16 protein-coding genes and 1 pseudogene are annotated in these 20,161 nt (G+C 65.1%); 14 read left to right on the top strand and 3 right to left on the bottom strand.

Annotated features, from left to right (window positions below; translation table 11 throughout):
- Positions 1-65 precede the first annotated feature (65 nt).
- Entirely contained in the window at positions 66-1,556 is a 1,491-nt protein-coding gene (eccD, locus tag ACZY1I_RS31420) for a type VII secretion integral membrane protein EccD (RefSeq protein WP_463761489.1), read from the top strand.
- Positions 1,557-1,566: 10 nt separating this feature from the next.
- On the opposite strand, the gene eccB is transcribed toward eccD, so the two are convergent.
- Entirely contained in the window at positions 1,567-3,087 is a 1,521-nt protein-coding gene (eccB, locus tag ACZY1I_RS31415; RefSeq protein WP_463761488.1) for a type VII secretion protein EccB, read from the bottom strand.
- A gap of 107 nt (positions 3,088-3,194) precedes the next feature.
- On the opposite strand from eccB, the gene eccE reads away from it, so the two are divergent.
- Positions 3,195-4,925, top strand: a complete 1,731-nt coding sequence (gene eccE, locus ACZY1I_RS31410; protein WP_463761487.1) for a type VII secretion protein EccE — start codon at positions 3,195-3,197, stop codon at positions 4,923-4,925.
- A 2-nt stretch (positions 4,926-4,927) separates the two neighbouring features.
- Complete coding sequence (locus tag ACZY1I_RS31405) at positions 4,928-5,725, top strand: DUF5336 domain-containing protein (protein ID WP_463761485.1); 798 nt, start codon at positions 4,928-4,930, stop codon at positions 5,723-5,725.
- Here ACZY1I_RS31405 and ACZY1I_RS31400 read toward each other — a convergent pair.
- Entirely contained in the window at positions 5,718-6,851 is a 1,134-nt protein-coding gene (locus ACZY1I_RS31400) for an FHA domain-containing protein (RefSeq protein WP_463761484.1), read from the bottom strand. The two genes, ACZY1I_RS31405 and ACZY1I_RS31400, sit on opposite strands and share 8 nt — an antisense overlap.
- Before the next feature lie 351 nt (positions 6,852-7,202).
- On the opposite strand from ACZY1I_RS31400, the gene ACZY1I_RS31395 reads away from it, so the two are divergent.
- From ACZY1I_RS31395 to ACZY1I_RS31375, 5 genes are read left to right on the top strand one after another with little or no spacing between them, the layout of a single operon-like run.
- The gene (locus ACZY1I_RS31395) at positions 7,203-7,520 is read left to right on the top strand and encodes a WhiB family transcriptional regulator (RefSeq protein WP_463761482.1); all 318 of its coding nucleotides are present in this window, start codon (positions 7,203-7,205) and stop codon (positions 7,518-7,520) included.
- Positions 7,521-7,539: 19 nt separating this feature from the next.
- Positions 7,540-8,118: a YbaB/EbfC family nucleoid-associated protein gene (locus tag ACZY1I_RS31390; RefSeq protein WP_463761481.1), complete on the top strand. Its 579-nt coding sequence runs from the start codon at positions 7,540-7,542 to the stop codon at positions 8,116-8,118.
- Between the two features lie 38 nt (positions 8,119-8,156).
- Positions 8,157-8,444: a hypothetical protein gene (locus ACZY1I_RS31385; protein WP_463761479.1), complete on the top strand. Its 288-nt coding sequence runs from the start codon at positions 8,157-8,159 to the stop codon at positions 8,442-8,444.
- Positions 8,445-8,491: 47 nt separating this feature from the next.
- Complete coding sequence (locus ACZY1I_RS31380; RefSeq protein WP_463761477.1) at positions 8,492-12,922, top strand: toxin glutamine deamidase domain-containing protein; 4,431 nt, start codon at positions 8,492-8,494, stop codon at positions 12,920-12,922.
- Positions 12,912-13,955 (top strand): Imm61 family immunity protein, encoded by a 1,044-nt coding sequence (locus tag ACZY1I_RS31375; protein WP_463761535.1) that lies wholly within the window; start codon positions 12,912-12,914, stop codon positions 13,953-13,955. The genes ACZY1I_RS31380 and ACZY1I_RS31375 overlap by 11 nt, the downstream gene beginning before the upstream one ends.
- A gap of 13 nt (positions 13,956-13,968) precedes the next feature.
- Here the strand turns inward: ACZY1I_RS31375 and ACZY1I_RS31370 are convergent, their stop codons facing one another.
- A complete protein-coding gene (locus ACZY1I_RS31370) occupies positions 13,969-15,414 on the bottom strand; it encodes a hypothetical protein (RefSeq protein ID WP_463761476.1) in 1,446 nt (481 codons plus the stop codon).
- Between the two features lie 91 nt (positions 15,415-15,505).
- Here ACZY1I_RS31370 and ACZY1I_RS31365 point away from each other — a divergent pair, with 91 nt between their 5' ends.
- From ACZY1I_RS31365 to ACZY1I_RS31340, 6 genes and pseudogenes are all read left to right on the top strand, one after another.
- A complete protein-coding gene (locus ACZY1I_RS31365) occupies positions 15,506-15,865 on the top strand; it encodes a hypothetical protein (RefSeq protein WP_463761475.1) in 360 nt (119 codons plus the stop codon).
- A gap of 26 nt (positions 15,866-15,891) precedes the next feature.
- Positions 15,892-17,430 carry a hypothetical protein gene (locus tag ACZY1I_RS31360; RefSeq protein ID WP_463761474.1) on the top strand — a complete coding sequence of 513 codons (1,539 nt, stop codon included), beginning with the start codon at positions 15,892-15,894 and terminating at the stop codon, positions 17,428-17,430.
- A 7-nt stretch (positions 17,431-17,437) separates the two neighbouring features.
- On the top strand, positions 17,438-18,196 hold the full coding sequence (locus ACZY1I_RS31355; RefSeq protein ID WP_463761473.1) for an ESX secretion-associated protein EspG: 759 nt from the start codon (positions 17,438-17,440) through the stop codon (positions 18,194-18,196).
- Between the two features lie 75 nt (positions 18,197-18,271).
- Positions 18,272-19,318, top strand: a complete 1,047-nt coding sequence (locus tag ACZY1I_RS31350) for a hotdog fold thioesterase (protein WP_463761472.1) — start codon at positions 18,272-18,274, stop codon at positions 19,316-19,318.
- Positions 19,319-19,378: 60 nt separating this feature from the next.
- Positions 19,379-19,513 (top strand): annotated as a pseudogene (locus ACZY1I_RS31345) (amidohydrolase family protein); the annotation flags it as partial.
- 152 nt (positions 19,514-19,665) lie between these two features.
- Positions 19,666-20,088 (top strand): anti-sigma factor antagonist, encoded by a 423-nt coding sequence (locus tag ACZY1I_RS31340; protein WP_463761471.1) that lies wholly within the window; start codon positions 19,666-19,668, stop codon positions 20,086-20,088.
- The last annotated feature ends 73 nt before the right edge of the window (positions 20,089-20,161 follow it).

Below are 20,161 nucleotides of genomic sequence, written 5' to 3'. Positions count from 1 at the left end.
TAATTCCCATACGGCCGTAGGTATTGTCACCAACTAATGACACAAGCCGCAGGAGGTCGATAGCGATGACTTTACCGCCGTCGCTATCGGAATTAGACGCAGAATCCGAGGCCGAGCCCACGCTCAGCCGCATCACTTTGGTGGTCGGCGAACTTCGCCTCGACGTCGGATTGCCGTCCAATACCAGCATCGCGACCTTCATCGACGACGTCATCGACATCGCCAACGAACAGCTGGCGGCACATCCCGGCACTGATCCCGGCCGAGACGGACTCGCGTTCGACACCACCGAGGGCAAGTGGACCCTGGCCCGGCTGGGCGACGACGCGATTGATTCCACCCGGTCGCTGACCGAGGCCAATGTCTATGACGGCGAGCTGCTGACAATCCGGGAAATCGACCAGCCGGCACGTCCGATGCTGTTCGACGATTTGGAAGGTGTTCCCGCAGCTGAGGGGACCGAGAGCTGGCTTTCGCGCGATTCGCGGCTGATCACCTGCTTCGGCGTTGGTCTGGCCGCCACACTCACCGCGGCGTTGCTGTTACCTCGTCATGCCGTCGAGGTCTACGTGCCCGCTACCGCGCTCGCTGTCGGGGTGCTCGCGGTGATCGTCGCCTGCGTGATCGCACACCGCTCTGGCGGGTCGCAACGCTCGGAGTGGGTGGCCGCGATAGCGACTCCGCTGCTCTTCGGCGGTTCGCTCTACGTGGTCCCGGACGGCTTCGGGGCGAAGTCGCTGCCGATGGCGTTCGGCCTGACGGGATTGGCGTCACTGCTGGTGTTGCTGATCACCGGGCGCGGCCGGGCGCTGCATTCAGCGGTGATTGCACTGGCGACCATCGGCGGCGGGGCCACAGTGGTCAACCTGCTGTGGAATCCGGCCGAACGCGCCGTGGGCGCCGTGCTGGCGACCGTGTCGGTGATGATCGTCTACCTCGCCCCGCGGGTCACGATCCTGCTGGCCAAACTGCCGGTCCCGCGAGTGCCGACGGCCGGTGAGCCGCTCGACGACATCGAGACCCAAGGCGGCACCACCGTCGAGGGCGTCAACGCCCTCGGCAAGCAGGTCATCCCTACCGAGGAAGGCATGATCCTGCGGGTCCGGCGGGCCAGCCAGTACCTGACCGGGATGTTGGTGGCCGCGGCGATCACCGCAACCGTCGGCTGCTATCTCGCTGTCGACGTGAGCGGCCGATTCTATTGGCAGGGTGCGGCATTCGCGCTGGCGGTCGCCACCGTGCTGTGTCTGCGCGGGCGCAGCCACCATGATCTGGTCCAGTCCGTCACACTGATCGGCGCCGGCCTCGCGATCGCATTGCTGTCGATCGTCAAGATGGCAGTCGGACTCGACAACTGGGAGCTTCCCTCGGCGCTGGCACTGGTGGTGTTGATGGCGTTGGTCGTCGCATGCGGCATCACCGCACCACGGTTGGAGTTCTCACCGGTGTTGCGCCGTCAGGTCGAGATCTTGGAGTACATCGCGATCGCAACCGTATTTCCGTTGTGCTGCTGGATCATTCGGCTCTATGCCATGTTCCGCGAACTTCGGGTCTAATCGGTCAAACTCACGACTTCGGCTGTTCGACCTTCGACCCGCGTGGGTCCGCGCCCATCCCGTCGTGCGATACCAGGGCCGCTTCCTGAGACAACTCCGGCCCGGACGGCAACAACGACAGCACCGGCCAGGGAGCGAGTTGTGGAACATCGGCATCGCTGCGTGTTTCGTGTACGCCGGTGACGCCGAGAGCGGCGGCGGTAGGCAGATCCTTGATGTGATAGCGCACCCCGGTATCCGACACATAGAACAGCTGCCCTACCGACCGGCTGTCCGCTTCACCGCCGGTGGCCTGGACATACTCCCCGGTGCCCGGCTTGAGATACACCGCATCGACGCTTGGACCATTGCCGTCGGCGGTGGCCAGCGCAACCGGCTGAGCACCGTCGGGCAGCGGGAGGCGATGGCCGACCAACAGCCGGACACCTGCCACCGCGGCGCTGTTGGCGTGTTCCCACGCCATGCACGCCACCCGGTCCGGTTCGACGTTGACGATCTGCGGCGACACACTCGGGTAGTGGTCGATCGGCAGGGAATGCACGATCGGAACCCGGCTGACCACCGACGGCGCTATGTCGTGTGTCCCCTGCGACGCGATGTCGCCGGCGTTGCTGTAGCGGATGATGTCTGCGGCCGCAGACGAAATCGGTTGCAGCCCAGTGGACAGCACGACATAGAGCTGCTCGCCCCGCGAGTCGACCGCCTTGACGACGGACCCCACCGGATAGGTCGCCGGGATACCCGGAATCACCGTGCCCGCGCCGTCGATCACCACCGGGCGGATCGGAGCTACCAGCGGGAATGCGTTGAGCAGACCGACCGAGATGGGCCGGGTCTTCGCGTTCTGCAGGTGCAGGGCATTGACGACGACGGAATCGGTCGGGTCGATCGGCGCCCGCACGCCGTCGTAGATCAAATACACGGCGGATCCGGCCCCTGATCCAGCACTGACCAGCAGCATCTGCGCTGGATCCGCCTTGCGGATTTCATCGTTGAGCGTCAGATCACCGGCGATGACGGTGGTCTGCACGCTGGCGGTACCGGTGGTCTGGGTGACGTCCGGCGTTTCGATGCCGTCGCACACCGTCCAACCCGACGTGCGCAGGTCGGCACCGCCGCGAATGCTGGTGGGCGCACCGATGATTCCCACCATCGGCCCGCGAGGCAGCTGATGTAACCACTTGTCGCTGACCGACTTTGGCGCGTCGGGTTTGCCGGTGATCAGCCGGGCGGATGCCAGATTGAGAACGGGGTGCAAGCGATCGCCGATGCGCACGTAGAGGCCGCCGCCCGAATTGCTGAGCAGGATCTGCGCATTTCCGATGTTGGGTGATGGCTTGAAGAACGCCAACACGCCGCAGGCACCGGTGACCAGAACGGCGACGGCCAGACCCACCAGCAGCGACCGGATCTGCCCGCGCATCGGGTCGTGGATCATCCGGGAATCCGCCCGAATCAGCGCGTGTTCGAGCCGGCGAATCAGGAACCGATAGCCATTGACCTGCGCGCGCGTGGTCACTTGCGCGGGCATACACACCCCCATCAGCGTCGGGTAAGCACCGAGCCTCGGTAGCGTATAACGGCGTCACAGACAAAAGGCGCACCAATTAGCTGTCCCCGTTGTGATGGAATCGGACTGTGCCCAGCCCCCTGCCGAGCCCTCTAGCTCCGTCCCCGAACCGGGGCGCAGCATCGGAGCCGAACGAACTGCGGTCGACGACCGACATCGGCGCGCAGCGCCTGCTGCCGCTGGTCGACCTGCTCGTTCTGCAACTGCTCGTCGCGGCCGGAACGGTCATCGCGCCGATCCTCGGATTCCCCGGCTGGCAGGGCAGCGTGGTCGGGTTCGCGGTGGCGCTGGTCCTGGTCGTTCGGTTTCGTGGGACGACACTGCCGCGCTTGGTCGGGCTGCGCACGGGCTTCTGGCGCCAACGCAGAAGGCGCGCCAAGAAAACCAACCCGGCCAAACCCTTCGATGTGTCCACCGCCGAGGGCGGGCTGATCGGTTTCCGGTGGGACGGAAGCACATTGATGTCGCTGCTGCAGATCGAAGAGAATCCGCAAGCCATGACGATCATGGAGCCCGGCACGACGGTATCGGGCGAAACCGTACCGGTGCAGGCCCTGGTTGAATGCCTGCAACAGTTCGACATCACGCTGGATTCGATTGATGTGCTCAGCCAGGGCGCCCGATCTCAGGGACACAGTCAAGTGGCGGCGGTGTACGACGCCGTTCTGGGCCCGTTGCCCGCCATCGCCCAACGCAATGTGTGGATCGCCGTTCGTTTCGACCCGTCTCGATGCGCGGCAGCGGTGCGCCGCCGCGGCGGCGGCCGGAACGGAATTCTGCGTGCGGCCGCCACCGCGACCCGCCGGGTGGCCAACCGGCTGACCGAGGGCGGACTGCGCACCCGGGTGCTGACGGCCGAGGAGATCGGTCAGGCCACCAATCAACTGACCGACGGCGTGGATCTGGCCACCGTCGAGGAAACCTGGCGAACGTGCCGGGAAGGCCGTTTCCGGTTGCGTAGCTTCGCCATAAAACCGCGCATGTTGACCACCGCGGGCCTGGGGTTGCTCTGGACCGTTCCGAGCTACTCGACCACCATGTGCCTGTCGTTGCGCCGCGACGATCCGCGCGGACCGGTGCAGATCCGCGGATTGGCCCGCTTCGACACCCACGGTCGAGCGCGGATACATCTGCGCGGGTTGACGCATCTACGGGGGCAGCAATATTCGGCGCTGGCGGCCAGCCTGCCGGTCCCGCCGCCGCCGCGGCAGGTCCAAAAGTGGGCCTACTCAAAGGGAACAGCGACTCAGCCGGCCAACAGCGCGGACTTCGAGCATCTGCACGTGCCGGCGTCCGGCTGCGGCCAGGTGATCGGAGCAGACGACCACGGTCGAGCAGTTGCGTTGTCGCTCTTCGGTCCTTCGGTCCGCCGGGTGGAAATCGCCGGGACGCTGCACCTGGCTCAGCAGGTCGTGCTCCGGTCGCTGGCGTTGGGCGCACACGTTCTCGTGCACAGTCGGCGGCCGACGAAGTGGCGCACCATGGTCGACGAGGTCGATGACCACGACCTGTTGTGGGTCGCCGACTTCAACCGCGGCGCAATGCAGGCGGGAGCCGACCGCAACTACTCCGTGGAGATGTTCGACGGGGTGTCCGAGCAGTCGGTGCGGGTCGGGGTCACCGCGATCGTGGTGGTCCCGCCCCAATCGGCGGTCACTGCCAACGCCGACGTCGCACTGGAATCGCTGAACGTCGACGCCGACACGGTCAAGGTGAGCACGCGAACCGGTTCCTCGGTAGTCACCATGGTCGCCACCGACGACGAGATGCGCTACCTCAAAGCCTCATTGAAGGAGTGATCATGTCTTATCCGGGCAGCTCGGGTTACTACCCGGCCGAACAATCCGGCGGGTACGGCGACTATTCGCAGTGGGTCGCCGAGCCGGAAAGCGGAGCCAAACTGTCGTCTCGGCATCTGACGCTGGCGGTGGTGCTGCTGGGCTTGGGCTCCTACCTGGTCAGCTTCGGGCCGAAGCTCGGCGCCAGCGGGATCGATTGGGACGTGCGGTTCGCCGTGCTGGCGGGCCTGCTTGCGGCGTTCGGGCTGCTGCCGCGGCAGACGCCTGTCCCCAAAGTGTTTGCGACGCTGGCCGCGATCGGGTTCTTGGACGCTCTGTCGCGGGTGATCGTCGTCCCCGACGGCGTGGAACCGGGCTGGGCGCTGTGGGTTCTGGTGGTCCTCAATGGCCTGCAGGCGGGTGCCGCCATCTTTGCACTGCTGAACCAGCCGAGTGCCACCGAAGAACAACAGGCCTGGTACGCGGCCTATGCAGAGCAGTACGCGCAGGCCGCGGCACAGTACTACGGCCAGTACACGCCGGGAGGCGAGCCCGAAGCCGGGTACGAAAGCGCCACCGCGCAGGCCCAGCAGATCTCACAAGTCCAAGCACCCGAGCCGCGGCGGGCGGCGGCGCCGCAGGAGGCCAGCTACGCGGAGTTCGTCGGCGACCCTGCGTCCGCTCCCTCCTCCGGACACGCCTTCGGAGCTCACCCTGGCCACCCGGGGCTGCCCAATGTCGGTCACAGCCAGGCCCCCGTGGGGACGCCGACGGCGCAGCAGACCGTGGTGAGCGACCCCGAGTACCGGACGTCTAACTGACGGAGAGCTGCCCGATCAGTGTCGTTATCGCGGCGGCGACGTCGTCGGGAATGGGACGCTCGGCCTCGGCATCGGCCAGGAGCGGCGCGGGTAGACCCACCGCGGCGGCCGCCTCTTCGAGGCTGAGTTCGGCGCGGTGTCGCGCTCCGTACAGTCGCTGCCCCAGCGTCGCGTTGGGTGATCGGGCGGCCCGGGCCCGCACGTCGTTGTAAGTGCGGCGAACGCTGCTCAACGCCAGCACGATCGATGGAGTGCCCTTTGCGTTGCGGGCAGCGCTCGCCGCGACGTTTTCCAGCTTGCGTAGGTCGGCCAGCAGCCTGGTGACTTTCGGCGTGAAGGCCGGGTCGGTGGGTTCGGGCAGTTCCGATACAGCAGCGGCGATGCTGTGCATCGCCAGTTCTACGGCCTCGGCCATCAGCGGCGCCCGGACGGTGTCGGTCAACACCTCAGTGGCGTCATCGATGACAGGGATCTGACTGGGCGCTGTGGCGGGGGCGGTTATCGGGGCGACAGCCGACCCGCTACGGATGCGCGCGATGGTGCCCGGTGACCAGTTCAACGCCCTTTCGAGTTTGGACAGGGTGCCGCGGCGCGGCCAGCTGCGCCCTTTCTCGAACGCGATGAGAGTGCCGGCATTGATGACCTTGTCCTTCGCCAGGCCGCGCTGGGTGATTTCGAGCTCGCTGCGACGCGCGGCCACGGCATGACCGGCACGTGCGACCCCCGGGTCGACGTCGGCGTCCCACCATTCGTCCTCATCGGGCTCTGGCAGGTCGATTACGCCGGTGGCATCCACATCTGACGCTGCATTGGGCGTGAGCGTGATGGGAAATCCTTCCGGGTTGGCCAGGTGGACGGTGGTAACCCCGGAGACCAGCACCGAGCTACGCCGCACACCGTCGACGTACATGCCGTTGGTGCTGGTATCGATGGCCTGCCAGCCTTCGCGATGAGGCTCGAGCCGCACGTGCCAGCGGGAAACGCGCTCGTCAGGAAGCCGAACCGTGGCGGAGGCGTCTCTGCCGATGACGGCGACACCCGCAGTCGGGTCAAGAGTGTGGGTTTCATTGCCGAGGCGGACCACGAGGGCCGGTGGCGATATCGACACGCCATGGTCAGACGTCACTGCGCTTCTCCCCGGCGTGGCAGCCGCCACACCATAATCTCCGGCATTGCGTGGGTAGATGCTACATCTTTCCCGCTACATATCCGCGGCTGACATCCCGGCTCTGGCATACCCAACTGTCCTGACATCGCCCCGAACAGCCAATATGCCGTTTTCCTCACGCGACCCTCGGCAACTTCGCAATAATCCGGACAGAACATCTGCCACAGATCAACTGTAGTACATGTGCCCAACAACGATCCAAGTTAGACAAAGTTGTAGCTGCTACGGTTTATATGTTGCACCGATGCTAGATTTGTGGTTATGTCGTCGCATCGACGGCGTACAAGCGCCAGAACCAGGAGGAAAGCGATGACTGCAGCGGTAATCCCGTTGTCCACGCCGCTAAACGAGTACGTTCCGGTGTGCACCGCGGATCCCGATCGTTGGACGACCAGTGAGCCTGACGAAGAAGCCAAGGCGCTGTGTATGTCCTGCCCGCGCCGTTGGCTGTGCGCCAGCGAGGCCTACCACATCACTGGCGTGGAAGGCCTGTGGGCGGGCGTGGTGATCCCCGAATCCGGACGTGCGCGTGAATTCGCGTTGCGCCGCTTGCGGGCCCTCGCCGAACGCGGCGGCTACCAAGTTGTGCCGCGTCGCCGCGGACGCCCCCGCGGTTCCCGAAATTGATGCCCGAACGCACCGTAAAATGACGACACAACGACAGCAGATCGTTTTTGAGCGGAATCTTCATGTGGGGGAATCGGTGGGCGATCTCGGCGGCCTTTTCGAGGGCGCAAATTCCGAGGGACTCGGCCTGGATCAGTTGTTGGCCAACTTGCAGGAGTTTCAAGGCGCGGCAGCGCGGTCCGCGCAGCGGATGGCAATCGAGACGGCGGAAGCGAGGTCAAAGGACGACCTGGTCCAGGTCTGGGTGAACGCCCAAGGCGTCGTGGTGCAAGTCGAGTTCAACGAGACGTTGCTGGCCGAGGCCACCGGGGCGGAGGCCGGCGCCGCCGTTGTACAAGCCACGCAGGCGGCCGCGGCGAAAATGCGCGCGAAGACGGACGAATTTCAGGCCGGCCTGTGGCAACAGGTGGCCCGTTTCGGCGGGCAGCCACTCAACGAGACCGACGAACTCAAGGCAATTCGGCCCGATGTCCCGCTGTCGGAGCCGAATTCGCGGGAGCGCCGCGGATTCGCCGAAAAGCTCGGGCACGAGGCCGGCGTCGATCGCGGCGATGCAGACCCGCAAGAGTGGCGACTGACTATTCGCGACACCGACTGATTCGCAACGACATTGGTCAAAGCGTTAAGGAGAACACCATGGCCGAATTCGAATACACCGACGGGACCGCGCGAGCGGCGATCACGCAGTTCGACGAACTCGGAGCCACCCTCGGCTCCCTGATGGACGGCGTGCAGGAACTAGCCGGGGACTCGCCGTGGTCCCACGACAAAATCGGCTCCAGTTTCGCCGGCAAGTTCGACGGCGATCGTTCCAAGGTGATCGAGAATGCCGGCGGTCTGAAGAATGCGATCCACAGCGTCTCACCGACTCTGGCCGCAACGGCCGACCACATCCTTGCCCAAGACGGCGGCGGCGCCGGCTAGCGACCGCCGGGAATCACCGAGCGCTGGACGTGACAAGTGGGCTTTAAATGGGGATAGAGCTTCCCGGCTGGCTGCGGTGGGTCGGCGACATGATCGGGGAGCCCTTTCCCGAGGGTGACGAGACTGCGTGTCGCCGCCAGGCAGATCGGTGGCGCCATCTGGCCGATCAGCTGGGCGGGCTCAAAGATGACCTGGACACCGCCACGCAGACGACGCTGTCCGGGTTCGGCGCCGGCGCAATTCATGAGCAACTCGATCAACTGCTCAAGCCCTACGGGTCGTCCGTCGATCAGATCGCCGGCCAGTTCCGCCAGTTGGGTGAGGCGGTCGACGGCGTGGCGACCGAGATCGAGTTCGCGAAGGAAATGTTCATCGCGAACCTGGTGTTGCTGGCTGCTGCAGTCACTGCGCTGATCGCGACAGCATGGATCAACTGGACGGCTCCGGCGGAAATCGCCGCTGCGGTCGCGGTGGCCGAAGCGGCCATCAGTCAGGTCATTCGTGCCGCCGTATCGAAGGTGGCCTCCGAAGCCATCGCACGCATCATCGCCCAGGTCGTGATGCGGGCGCTCGAGGGCGCAGTGGTGAACGCCGCCATGTCCGGCGCTCTGAATGCCGGCATTCAGGGCCAACAGATACTGCAGGGCAATCGGCACGAGTTCGACTCCCGGTCGTTGCTCAACGACGTCGAATCCGGTGCCATATCAGGCGCGGTGATGGGCCCGATCCTTCGCGGCGCCCACGATTTTGACGCCGGCTCGGCACTCGGGAATCGCGCCAAGAATTTCGGCGCCTCGTTCGTCGGCAATGCGGGCGGGACATTGGCGGCTCAGCAGGCCATGACCGGGCAGATGAATTTTGCCGACGCCATGGGCGCCGGTCTGGTGTTCGGCGGTGTGGACGGGATGCGAAGTCCCGGCGTGCACACCGGCGCCACCTCGGACATGACGGCGCTGACAGGCGACCGACCCGGGGCGCCGCTGGTGGAACCGCTACCGCCGAACCTGCATTCACAAACGCCACCGGTCGAGCCATCCGTGACCGCTGCCGGCCACTCACCCGAAGGTGTTGCAGCACAGAGCAATGTGGACCTGCCCTTCAATCTCGGGCCTCGCGAGCCCGACGCCATTGTGGCGCCCACCGCGCTTGCCGGCCCTCATCCTGGCGTCACCACCGACGCCCCGACGACGGGATCATCGTCGGTCGCGGCGCCTCCCGGCAACCATGCCGCTGCCTACGCCCCGACGGGCTCGGCCCCGACAGCGAGCCACGCTCCGACGGCGGGACACGCATCGCCTTCTACGGGCAGTCCGCAGGTTCCGGCCGCCCGCGCCGGTGTTGCCGATGCCGCCGTGGGCCCGCACCCGGTGCGCGACGCGGAGGTGCCGCTGCGTGAGAGTTCATTGCCGCGCGACCACCAAATGGCAAGGGAAGCCGCGCAATCACGAGACGTTCTGCCATCCCGGGACGCTTCCCTGACACGCGACGCCACACCCCCGCGCGATGCGCTGCCAGCACGCGAAGTCCGGCCTTCGGACGCCCAACCGGCGCGCGATCCGACCCGTAGGTCGCGTCCGGTGGGTTACGAAAGCCGACTCAGCGAGGATGCGCACGCCCACACGGCCGGGGGTGCCGAATCCCCGGCACAACCCACCAAACATCCTGCCGAACAACCTGGTTCGGGATCTCACCCCGACGCATCCACACCGCACGATGCCGACGCGACACCATCTGTCGTCGTCGCCCCCGTCGTGCCCGACGCCGGCCACCCTCGATCGTCGGTAGCCGACACCACATACCGGCCGGATCACGTTGGCGGACGGCAGGATTCACGCAACGACCCGACGCATCACCGACCGGACTCCAATGATCGGCACGGCGGTGATGACCCGCCCGGCGGTGACGACCCGCCGCCGCCCGGCCCGGGCCCCGTCGACCCGACCGGATTCGACAATCCCGCAAACCACCGCATCTACGGACCGGATGAGCTTGCACCGCTTGAGGATCCCGTCCACCAGACGCGGCTCGAAGATGCCTTGCGCGATCCAAGCGGTGATTATCTGGTCGGCGCCGACCCACGCACCAATGCATATGGCGACCTCGTCAACGACGGCGGACCGACGGTAGACGGGCGCGCCAACAACTGCCTGGACAACTCGCTGGCGGCACTCGCGTCGTTCTATGGCGAACCGACCGTAGCGGTCCCCCGTTTCCTCGATCAGCTCCCCGACGGCACGATTGACATGACGAGCGGGGAGGCGAACGGCCTGGACCGAGCCGAAGCCTGGCTCGGAGACCACATGCATCTGGCCGACCAGAGCCTGTCGGTTCACGAGCAGTTCGCCGCGCTGCACCAACAGATTTCACAGCTGGGACCCGGTTCCTCGGCACTGGTCGTCAACGAATGGCATGCACGCGACGGCGCGGGCAAGCCGATGTACCACCAAGACGGAACACCCGTACTTGAGGGTGCGCACGCGACGGTCGTCGTCTATCCGCACGATGCGTCCGGCCCGGTGTGGTGGGACCCCCAGCACAGCCTCACCAGCGACCACCCGCCAGCGATGCTGGTCGACGATTCCGCCTACTTATGGTCCACCCCCATCGCAGCCGATCACTTCGGACCCAACCCCCAGCAAGGAGGCCAGCATGGTGCCGCTGGAAACCACGGAACAAGCGCAGGCCTACCTGGCTCAGATCTTCCCCGACCGCACCTTCCGGGTGACCCCGTTCGAGATGGGGTGGGTCGGGTCGGCGATCCTCTCCCCGGAGGAGAGCAACACCGGCAAGGCGATCGGTCAGTCGAAGCTGGTGATCGACTCGGAGACCGGGATCGTGACCACCCATTCCAGCCTGCCGACCAACGTGGTGGCACGGACCTACACGACAGCCAAGCGGTCCGGCCGGCCGACGGGAAATCAGATCTACCCGCACCAGTGGCAGATCACCCTCCGGCGCATCAGGGAGGACCCCGAGACCATCGATTACCAGATCACGGCGGTCTCCCTCAAAGACCCGCCGGAACCCACGCAGGACCACCTGCTGACCATCAACAAGCAGACGTACATTCACGAGCCGAGGGACGCCCTGTCGAGGGTCGCGATGTCGCGGGCCGTGTGGATCAGTCAGCAGAACCAGGGAGTGTGGCCCGAGGAGACGACCGCACTGCGCTAGGCGATCGGGGCCCGAAGTGGAAGTTGTTCTCTGAGGGCCCAGATGGGCCCGCGGTACTGCGCGCAACCGATCCCGCACTCGCCGGTCACGAAGTGCAAGTGCCACGCACCTCCCATACCGTCGACCTTCCGGGAGATGTGCGGGAGATCACCCGAACGGTCGGGCGCAACGAGGCCGAGTTCATCCAAACCGGTGGTGCGACAACGCGAGTGAATCTCGTGCTGCGCGAAAGCTTCGACGGTATCCGACCGCTCCACGCCGACGAGACGATTCGCAGCGCGCTCAGCGGCGACGGACTTGTCGGCGGCCGCATCGTGGACTTCCGCTTCATGCTGGATCAGGGCGAGCTCAACATGTTCCGGCAGGACCCGCACTTCAACAGCTCCGCCTACCGCACCATGGAAAACGAGTGGGCCACCTGGGCACGAGAGGGCGCCCGAGTCGAAGTCGTTCTCGATCTCGATCCGCAAACCGGGCGCATGACCGTCAACTACGACGTCTTCGACGATCGTCATGGAAATCAGATCTATTACAAGCGAACGGAGTTCGCGAACTCGGCTCAGGACATCTTCGAGCGGGTATCCACCCGAGATATCCGGGAGCGGCTGGCGACATCACAGCGAATCGCCGAAGGCACGCTGCGTCCGACCATCGATCCAGCCCGAAGTCAGGAGACGCTGGGCGATGGCTGGTTCAAGATTCAAGACAGACACAACATCGACCCGCATTACGGCGACCCGCTGCCGGCGCACTGGAGCCATCCCGACGATCCGCTCGACCCGACGTACATCACGGCCGAACTCCAGGACCTGCGGCAGGACAAAGCCGCGCCGTACGGCCGGGATGCGGACGGGAACGCCTACACCCAGGCGCAATACGAGGAGCGATTCGACCTGTTGACGGCGGATGGCAAGCAATACGTCAACTTCCCCGGCAACGACGGGGCGGTGCCCGGCACAAAGGCGCTCTACACCTCGCTCGAGCAGTTTGTCGAGCACTACGGGCCTATGCTGGACCGCATCGGCAATGACTCCGGAAAGTATCTGGGCTTGATGGAGCGCGGCGAGCCAGCCATCTGGGAACAACGCGCGATGCACGTCGATTCTTTGCGTGAACCGTTCAGCATCTTTGCGCTGCAAGAGCTCCCGGCCGGATGGAAGATCGAGGTCTCCCATATCGCACCGGGATGCGGACATCCCGGCGGCGGCATTCAAGTCAGAATCATCGACAGTTCGGGCCACGTGAAGCCCGTCAAAGAGCTTGTGAAACTCCAGATACTGGACGAGGGAGGCGATTTCGATTAGCGGCGACATCCAGTTCTCCGCAGAGCTCATCGACTGGGCGGCTGCTGCGGGATTCAACCTGACACCCTGGTCGTCGGAGGACGGGTGCGCGACGTTCTGGAACCGGGGCGGAGAAACCCGATTCCTCATCAGGTTTCAAGACGGTTGGTTCGTCGTCACAAGCTCAGAACGACTCGGCGAGGAGCAATTCGAACTCGCCGGCACGTCACTGTTCGTCATCGAACGCTTCTTCTTCGGAGATTTCGGCGACGACATCAGGAGTATGCGCCGCGTCGACGGGCGTCGCCCGCCGCGACTGGTACGCCCGCGCACCGCGGCGGACGTATACGACGGGTTCCACATCGCAACGGTTGACTTCGGCGGCCGCAGCCGCTTCGGGCTGACCAATCCCGAAGGGGAAACGATCGCGGTCGCTGCCGGTGATGAACTGACCGGCACCCTGCGGTTGGCCGAACTCTCGCTGTACTTGAACTCGGCGGTTGCCGACATCAAGGAGTCGTTCCAAAGTGCCGACGGGCGGCCACTATTCACCCTGCAGCGCGAGAAGAACCGAGCGGGGGCACGACCGAACGCACCGGACGTGGCCGAACTGGTGCGTTTGATCGGCGACGATGAGTACGTCAACGGGGTTGCCGAGGACGCGCGTGCCCATCGACGCGCATACCCCTTCAAGGCCACGCAACCAATCCGCCGCGATGACACCTGGGACCACTACCTGTACTTCCTCTACATCGGCCGAGGCCTCACGGAGAGTTCCGGATTCCGCTACACGGCCGGTCAACCCGTCCCACACGGGGTGTCCGAGGACACCGAAAAGCGACTACAGGAAGTGCTGGCCCGCATTCGCGCGGCCGGGAATTTGCCGATCGCGCAGCGGTGGAACGCGGCGGCGGTCGTCTACGACCGCGCCACTGGCAGCGGAGATGCGCACTTCTTCTACGGCGATGACGCCGAGAACTGGCACCTGACGCCGAATAACACGGACCGAATCGCCGCGCAGGGGCTCACATTGAGCGCCGGAACTACTCGATGAGCGATCGGCGAAACTAGGGTCTTAGCCAGCTCATCACATTGCTGTTCTGGTCCGTCTGCAGTAGCCCGGTGCCAACTTTCCAGACATACAGCTTGGCATCAGGAGCGGTCTGCCACAGAACTTGGCAAGTCGCTACGTCAGTGGCCTGGAATTGTCCGGAGAGTTCCTCCGTCTCGGTCAGCAGCACGGCCCCGTCAGAGGCCACGTAGGTACCGGCGCCGGCCGGGCTGGTGCCTTTGAGCTGCCACCCCGTGCACGTGGCGCCGGCCTGCCCGGTGAGCAAATCCCATTGTTGCCAACGTTTTTCGCTCGGTTTGCCGAGGTTCACGTACAGCTTGGTGTCAATGGTGCGCAGATCAGGGGCGACCTCCGGGGCCTGGAACTGGCTCAGTTGCTTACCGGCCGCGGAATACACCTGCCAGGCGCCATCGGCCGAAATGATCGGCATGGCAGGGCTATTCAGCAACTTCACGAACACCGTGCCGAACGAATGGTCGGTGATCAGCTTGCCCTTGACGTCGTAGAACAACACTCCACCCACCCGGGTATCGGAGTTTTTATAGACGTAGGCGAAGCCGCCGTTGTACACGACGGCGCGGCTCAGCGCGGTGCCCGCGGGCGCAGCGGGAGTCAACTCCTTGCCGTCGACGACGGAAAACACTCGGTCGGGTTCGTTGCCGCGACCGGGCGACACCGCGATCATGGGCGCCGGCATGTCGTCGGCGACCAGATCGTCACTCGGCATTGCGAACCCATTGCCCGGGACGAACCAGGTGCGCTCGGCGTGCGAGCCGACCCCGTAGACACCCTGGCCGCGCACCGTCGCGAGCAACCGACTCTGTCCGGCGCGAGTGCCGATCGGGTGCGCTTCAGGTTGCTCGCCGCGCGCGCTGTAGGCAATGTCGGTCGGCCCGGTATAGGTCAATGTCCCTTTACCGAGGTCGATCACCCACGCCGTCAGCGGCTGGTCCGCCTTCAGGCACACCGCTACCGCCGGACCGTTGCCGAAACACGTGACGGCGAAGCGGAAGTTGGGCAGCGGTACGGGATCGAACAACCGGGCACCGGTACTCGTGTCAACGCCGTAGACCCAGGCGGCCTGGGGTCTGCAGTTGCCGGCGCAGTGCAGGTCGACGAACTGCGACAGGAAATACGCCTTGTCCCCGGTGTTGGCAAACAGCTCGCCGAGGGGCGCGTAGTCGGGCAGGCCCAGGTCGGTGCCTTTGACCTGCCAGCCCGCCACCGGCCGGCGACCCAACGCAAACGAAATCAACGGATCCTGTGGCGTACCGTTCGGCGGCGCAGAATGCTCAGCCGACCCCTGGCCACCCGGGATGTCTGCCGCTTTCGATCGGTACACCCAGATCCCGGCACCGGCCAGCACCGTCACGATCAAGGCTGCCGCTGCGACCCACGACCATCTGCGACCCGTACCCGACAACGCTGACACCTCCCCCACTCGTCGACCAGGCTAGCCATAAGCAGTGACCTGCAGGTGGCGGTCCGATTTGCCGCGGAATTGCCGACGGGGATGGCTTACGCTGACATTTATGGGGGACGACGGTCGCGGTCTCGGCGACTTGACAACACAGATGAGTGGTTGGCGTTCGGCCAATGCCACTCAACTTCATTTGAATGACGCCCTGGTGACGGCTTTCTTAGGGGAGATCGACCGGGCTCAGGACGACTTGAAGGCTCAACTCAACGGCGCCGAGGGTCTTCATGCGTTTCTCTCGAGCGCAAGCGTCGGGACGTTCGAGTCGGCCACTGCCACCCGCAGTCACCTGCAGGAGGATGTCCTCGAATTCGTGACCGCGCTGCAGGGATTCAACAAGTACCTCAATGCGGTCCATGCCACCGCTGACGCCGGTCGCAAGAACATCCAGGCTCTGGACACTCCGCCCAGCTAGTTGCGACATTGCGCAGGCGATTACCTATGGCCACCTACGAAGACTTACAAGCCGCAATCGACGCGATCCGTCAAGCCCATCCCGGGTGGGATCCGCTGTATCCGGCCGACGCGAAAGACGCTCTGTTTGCGCAGGGCCTGCAGTCTTTCCTGCAACGACCACACGCTCCACAGGCCGAAGTGGGCGACTCGGCATTTCAAGCGTTGCGTCAACTCGCTCCTCCAGGTTCGTTCACACCCAGCGGCCAACTGGTCAACGCGCCGGCCGGCGCGCCCAACTTGCCCTCGCCGAACTCCTTAGCGTCACCACCTGCGAACATCCCCGGTCCCCCACCCGGAACACCCGTCGACAGAACCGTGGCCGCGCCACAGAACGACCTGGACAAGCTCAGAGGCCTTCACTCCAAGGCCTCGAAATCCGTTCCGCACGACCCGATTCCCACGTACTTCGACGGGTACAAGGCCACCCAGGACGTCACCGAGAGTGGTCCCGGCAACACCGGCTGGGATTCGACGATCAACGGAATTCGGGACCGGCTCAAACGCGGGCTGAAGACGCTCGACGGGGGAATCGAAGGGGAATTCGGCAAGGCACTCCGCGCCAACCTGGAGCAATCTTTCGCCGTGCTCGACGATCTGAGCACCCACGCGCGAACCATGGAGACCCTCATCGAGGCTTTCTTCAACGATCTCGCCACGACCAAGGGAAACTTCGCAAAAAATTGGGAGCTGTACCGACAGGCAATGCTGGACCCAGACGAGCCCAACAACAAGGAGACACTGAATCAGCTGAACGCGCTGGTCGGCCCGATCATGGCGCAGTACCGTCCGCCGATCGACACGATCGCGTCAAGCCATCCCAGCATTTCCAGCGCCCTCCCCGGCGTAGGTTCGCCCGGTCCGGCCCGTCCGGGCAGTGGATTGCCCGGCGGTCCGGGAGGCGGCAGCCCGGTCAGACTGCCGATGAATGGACTGAGCTCCGGAATTCCCACGATGCCGGACGCGACGCAGGCGGATTCGTCCAAGGCGCCGTCGATGCCGTCGATGCCCACCGATGCAGCGAACGGCGCGGCTGACGCGGCCAAACAGGCCGGCGACCAGGCTCAGAAAGCCGGGAGCCAGGCCGGCAACGCGGGACAGAAAGCGCTGGACGCTCTGGCCGGAGCCCAGAAGGGCAGCGGCCTACCCGAGGGCGTGCTGGGACTCGGCCCGAAAGGCTTGCAAGGCGCGTCCAAGACCGGCAGCGGCACAGGTGGACGAGGCGGGCGGGATCCGGCGGCCGTCAAAACCCCGGCGAAGCTGGCCGGCACCGGAGGGCAGGCGGCCAAGGTGGCGAGCGCCGCGGCGGCGGCTTCCCGCGCCGGAGTAAGCGGTGCCGGTGCCTCAGGAGGCGCCGGTGCACCGGCCGCAGGGCACCGCGGAGCCGCCGGCGACAAGACGCACAAGCCGATTAAGGCCTTGCGGGTGGCGAAGAACGGTGAAGAACTGATGGACGAGGCCGACGCCGTCACCTCAGTGATCGGCGAGGAACCCCGCCGGCCAAATCCCACCGACCGTAATTCGTAGCGCCCCAATGCCCACGACCACAGTGGATTTGAAGCGACTCGGCCGCATCGACCTGTTGGACCTGAACATCATCAACGAATTTCTGGGCCGCGAATTTCTGCCGTTCCCACTGGTTCCCACGTTGCCCAACCGGTTCACCTACTTCGACGAGTACACCGCCCACGCCACCTCCGTACCCGATCGGTTCAATCACGGCGATCTGATGGTCTTCAAGAAGTGGTTCGCTACCTTTTCCGACGCAGACTTGCGGGTGGAATGCCGCGTGCAGTTCGTCGGCGGCGACACCCCGTCCGAGCGGATGCTCGCGCACCGCTGCGACCAACTCGGATTCCTGGCGATTCAGCGACCCGACGACGTCGTCGAGATCTTCACCCTGTCGCCTTACGATCTGGGCCCCGCGATCGCCGCTTCGGTGGAGTTGACGAATCCGGGTACCCGCGACGCCGTCGTGATCCCGGAGTACGTACCGCTCTCCCTGCGCGGCGGCGCCGACGAGCACCCTGAGTCGACACCGCCGGTCTCGGTGCCCAAAGCCGAGGTACGGGCGTACGCGACGGTGCAGAGTCATTGGCGGCCCGCCCGGGATTGGGGTGTCGATCAGGAGAAGGACGCGGTGGTGTGGGTGCAAGTAGCCGACGACGGCGACTACCTCTATGCCGCGGGCTACGAATCTGCCAAACCGATGACTCGGCAGCTACTCAGGGACCGGATCGATCAGCTGATCGCCGCCGACGTTGCAGTGCTGCGTCAATCCCGGGACGTGTGATCGTCCCGTCGGCCTAGCGCGGTAACCTCATTCTCAAAGCTTTGCCGCAGCGCTCTCGCAGAGGAGAATCCGCCCATGGTCGGCCCCAACGAGCAGGTTGAAGTCACCCGTGCCGACCGGTTCATCAAAACCGCGGTGGAAATCCTCGGCGAGACTGGACGCACCGACTTCACCGTGCAGGAAGTCGTCGCCCGGTCCAAAACCTCACTACGCGCGTTCTATCAGCACTTCAGTAGCAAGGACGAACTGCTACTTGCGCTGTTCGACAGAACCATGGCGCAAGCCGCCCAGATATGGCGGGAGGAAACTAACGGCCTCGACAGCACCGCGGCCCTCAAGCTGGTGCTCGACCGCATCAGCGCCCAACCGGAATCCACCACGCAGGACAGCCTGAACCGCGCACTCAGCCTCTACAACCAGCACCTGGCCGAGACCCGGCCTCGCGAGTACGCCCGGGTGTTGTCTCCCCTGCACCGACTGATCCGCGACATCGTCGGGCAGGGCATAACGGAGGGTCTCTTCGACGCCGGACTCGATGTCGGAGCGGCCGCGGCGATCGTGATGCAGACGGTCATCGGAGCGCAGCGATTGCGCTGGCTGGGCGCCGAGCTGAACGGCACCCCGGTAGACGCCGGCCAGCTGTACGACTTCTGCAGCCGGGCCCTCGGGATCCGCGACACCGACGCCGACGCATCCGACCCCTCACTGGCCGAGCTTTTCGCGCAAATCGGCCTGCGGCCGGCCAGCTTTCATAACGGCCGGTCAGATGGTGAATTCGCGATGACCATGCCGGTCAGCCCGCAGGTGGTGAATACCTCCGGCGCCCTGCAGGGCGGTCTGATCGCCACGCTCGCCGATGTGGCCGGGGGGCAGCTGGGGCTGGAGTATCTGAAACCCGGCACCGCGATGACGACGTCCGACCTGGCGATCCGCTACCTGCGGCCCATCAGGCAGGGCTCCGCGTTGGCCGTGCCGAAAGTGTTGCGCGCCGGGCGTCGCTCCTTGGTGATGCAGATCGACATCTACGGCGACAGCGACACCGACCTCGCTGCGATCGCGACCGTGAACTTCGCCATCATCGACCGCCCGAACGATCAGAATGCTTCCGCCGCCGAGGGCTGAAAGTGGTAATTTCGTTACCAGCCCAAGAGATTAACCTTCTGACGAAGTGTCCAGGAGAGGCCTCAAGGGTTGAAGGACCCGATCACCTTTGTCGACGAGCTGGCTGATTTCGACCAGGAAGACGTCGAAAAGATCATGGGCGGCAACCTGATGCAGCTGATGATTATCTCCCGACCGGCTGCCAAATCGGCATAGCAACCGATCTCTGCCTGAACCTCAGCGGATCTCTTCATTTCGCCCAGGCGAGGCTTGTATATCTGCTATACAAAAGGCATACGTTCGTCTTTTTGGCGCATACGGGGCACCCGGGGGGGTTCGCCCGGCGCTACCGAATCGGGGGAATCTTCATGAATTTGGGTCCAGCAGAGTCGTTTTCCATCCCGGTACCGTTGAGCAGCCAACTGGTTGCCGAACTCCATGAGCCGACCGGGACGTTGCGGGCGACCACCGTCCGTCGCGGTTCGGCAGTGCTCGTCCGCGCATTCGGGGAGATCGACGCCTCGAACGAGGTTGTCTGGCGTGACCTCGTTTCGGAGGCGGCCGCGGCCGCCCTCAATCCCGGATCGATCATCGTCGACGTCAGTGGCCTGGACTTTATGGGCTGCTGCGCATTCACGGTGCTGGCCAACGAGGCCGAGCGGAGCCGCCGTCGGGGTGTCGCGCTGCACGTGGTCAGTGCCGACCCCGGCGTCGCCCGCATCGTCGGTGCGTGCAACTTCGATACCGTGCTGCACGTCCACCCGACGACTGAATCCGCGCTCGCGGCCTAGTACCGACCCGCTGCGACCGGCTGCGCCGGCCTTGCGATCGCCACTGGCCTGATGGTGTCGACCCGCTGCGACC

The organism is Mycobacterium sp. IDUB_37, from assembly GCF_055419245.1.
The sequence above is the reverse complement of the archived record's forward strand: the minus strand, read 5'-3'. Positions and strand labels throughout refer to the sequence as shown.